The organism is Sulfurovum sp., from assembly GCF_041562805.1.
In the GTDB taxonomy this organism is placed as follows: Bacteria; Campylobacterota; Campylobacteria; order Campylobacterales; family Sulfurovaceae; genus Sulfurovum.
On the sequence record NZ_JBFFOH010000217.1, the window covers coordinates 1 to 3,293 of the forward strand.

2 protein-coding genes are annotated in these 3,293 nt (G+C 41.1%); both read right to left on the reverse strand.

What is annotated here, in order from left to right; translation table 11 throughout:
• Positions 1 to 484: 484 nt before the first annotated feature.
• Positions 485 to 1,756, reverse strand: coding sequence for a hypothetical protein (locus tag ABYK33_RS14785; protein ID WP_373034071.1), 1,272 nt, complete (start codon positions 1,754 to 1,756; stop codon positions 485 to 487).
• 246 nt (positions 1,757 to 2,002) lie between these two features.
• Positions 2,003 to 3,241, reverse strand: coding sequence for a hypothetical protein (locus ABYK33_RS14790; protein ID WP_373034073.1), 1,239 nt, complete (start codon positions 3,239 to 3,241; stop codon positions 2,003 to 2,005).
• Between the last annotated feature and the right edge of the window lie 52 nt (positions 3,242 to 3,293).

Sequence of the window (3,293 nt, forward strand, 5' to 3'; positions counted from 1 at the left end):
ACGCAGGGGATTCAAAAAGTCGAAGTCGTCACCATGACCAACGAGTCCAGTTTACAGCACCCTTTTGTTCCGATTGAAATGATTCCTTTTAGCGTCTGGGCCTTGACGGAAGGTGAAGATGATACACCTGAAGATGACTATGAATTTGAAGAGATGCCATAGCACCTTTTCAGTCCGAAACAACGTACATATAATGGAATCATTGGCAGCGTTGTTAAATTTATACAAACAATATAATGCATACAGAGACCGATTACAATATTTTTAGGCCTATCTATATTTCCGTGTTTTACATATTCTAAACAAAAATTGATTGTTCGATAAGCGTTCCTGATATTGACATCAAGTTTTGTGCGTTCGACATGTAAACGCAGGCAATCTCATGTATGAAGGATAAGCATATCATTGACAGTATTAACGTCGTAAGTTAGGGTTGAAAGAAAAGAGGGATTCCGCCCGGAGGCGGAAAATAAACATCTATAGATTAGAAGTTGTAAGTAAAGTAAGCTTGGAATGAGCCGTATGCTGAACCTGTCGTATCACCAGCTTTAATATTTTGATCTTCTGCATCTGTAAAGATGTAGTAAAGACCTGCATCAAGCGGACCGAATGATTTTGCTACTTCTAGTGTTACCTCGTTCATATCAACATCTTGTGTATATAGACCAACTGCACCACCGTTGTCTCCAACTTTCGCCTGCGTTGCGTACACACCCAATGCAACATAGGTCAACTCTTCAGGAGTCGTTACCGTCACATTGACAGCTGTTGTATCTGGACGTGCGATATATCCATAGTTCCACCACGCTTCTGTGTATAGTTTAGTCTGTGCACCGAAAACGTTGAAACCGGCAGAAACACCATTGTCATTGGTACCGACCTGAGAGCCAGCGACCGATACGGCAAATGTATCTTTCATTTCATAACCAAGTTTAGCAGCGTATGCAATATTAGAAGAGTCACCGGTTGTAACTTGTTTAGCATCGATTCCAGTTACCTGTGCGCCAACTGATAGACCCATATCGAGTGCCAAGTCCGCTTGAACCCAGTAAGCATTAGCTGTTGATGGCAAGTTATAGAACCAACCTTGAACGGTTAATGGTGCCCATGAATTATTGATAGCACCGATAGTGTACGCACCTTTACCACCATTTACAAGACCGAAGTTCGTGTTTTGACTACCATCCCAGTCAGCAGTAATTCCGGCGTATTGACCTGTGCCCCAGATTCCCATAGCATTTCCATTGTTGCTTTCACCTATGTAAGCAGCAACCACTGTTGTATCAGGGATATCTTCGTTAATAAGAACACCGGCCTCAAATGTATTGTATGCCACTGACCATGTCTCTGTAAATGCTAGTGGTGTATCCAGTGTCATACGACCGATTTTAGCCGTAGTCTTGCCGTATGTACCGGCAAGCCATGCTTCATCGAACCAGAACTCATCTGTCAGACCGCCTTCAAAAACACCGCTAACGATGTTAGTGAGACCCATTGCTGAAATAGCTGTTAAGTGTACGCCTCCAGAAACACCTTCTGTAAGGTCAGCTGTTACACCAAGACCCAACGACGTTTGACCCCATGAATAATCTTTACCGAATAGTGATGCATCATCACTAGGAGTAAAACCTGTGTCAAACCCATCATTGGTTCCGTAGAACAACATTGCATCTCCGGATACTTTAACATTGTCGATTGCAAATGCACTCGACGCGATCAGCGTTGCCGCCAACAGACTCATTTTAACTAATTTCATATAACGCTCCTTGAATAATTGGTTGCAAGAAGTATAGTCGATACAAAATGATTGCTGTCCATAAAAATGCTTATATTTTAATCACCATATTTAACAAGTATTTTAAACAGTATTTAGAACACTGGAATGACTTGAAACCAGAGTGGATTAGTTTGTATGTTTTAGAGGAAAAGACAAAAGTAGAAGTATGCTAAGAGATCATGAAGGAATCCGCCCGAAGGCGGACGAATTAGACTTCTTAGAGAATTAGAAGTTGTAAGTAAGGTAAGCTTGAACAGTGTTGTAAGACTCACCTTCACCAGCTGTATTAATATTTTGATCTTCAGCATCAGTCATGATGTAAAGAAGTGCTACGTCCAATGGACCAAATGATTTAGAAGCTTCAACAGTAACTTCCATCATATCTTCTTTCTGATCAACACCTGTTCCGTTTTCGCCGACAGTGTCTTGTGTTACATAAAGACCAAGACCAACATATGTCAACTCTTCTGGAGTCTTAACAGTAACATTGATCGCAGTTGTGTCTGCACGAGTGTTGTAACCATAGTTCCACCATGCTTCAGTATACAGTTTTGACTGTTGACCAAATACGTTGAAACCGGCACGAAGACCATTATTGTTTGTACCAGTCTGAGAGAATGCAGCTGAAACAGTCACAATATCTTTAAGCTCGTATCCAGCCATTACAGCAAATGCATCGTTTGTCTGCTCGCCAACACCACCGAACGTGTTATCTTGAATCTCAATACCTGTATACTGTGCACCTAGATTTAATCCGAAGTCAAGTGCGATATCCGCTTGTAACCAGTATGCTTGAGCATGTGATGGAAGGTTATAGAACCAACCTTGTGCAGTCAATGGTTTCCATGAGTTGTTCACAGCACCTACAGCATACGCACCTTTTCCGCCGTTTACAAGACCGAAGTTTGTATTTTGATTTCCATCCAAGTTAGCAACAACGTTAGCATATTGGCCTACACCACCTGAATTCGATTCACCGATATAAGCACCTACTAATGTAGTATCAGGAACATCTTGATTAATCAAAACACCCGCTTCAAATGTATTTTTAGCAATTGACCATGTTTCAGTAAATGCAAGTGGTGTGTCAAGTGTCATACGACCAACTTTTGCAGTTGTTTTACCGTACGTGCCTGCTAACCATGCTTCGTCAAACCAGAACTCATCTTGAAGACCAGCTTCCCAAACATTACTAACAATATTAGTAAGACCAAGTGCAGAAAGAGCAGTCAAATGTACGCCAGCAGAAACACCCTCAGTTAAATCCGCAGTAAGTCCAAGACCTAATGCAGCTTGACCATCAGAAGATGTTTTATCAAATAAACCAGCTTCTATATTATTATTTGTATCATCATGTGTTGCATAATACAACTTAGCATCACCAGATACTTTTACATTGTCGATTGCGAATGCGCTTGACGCGATAAGCGTTGCCGCCAGTAAACTCATTTTAACTAATTTCATTTATTCTCCTTAAGAACAGTTCGACTAAGATTTGTCTGCGCTCAGTTTATCA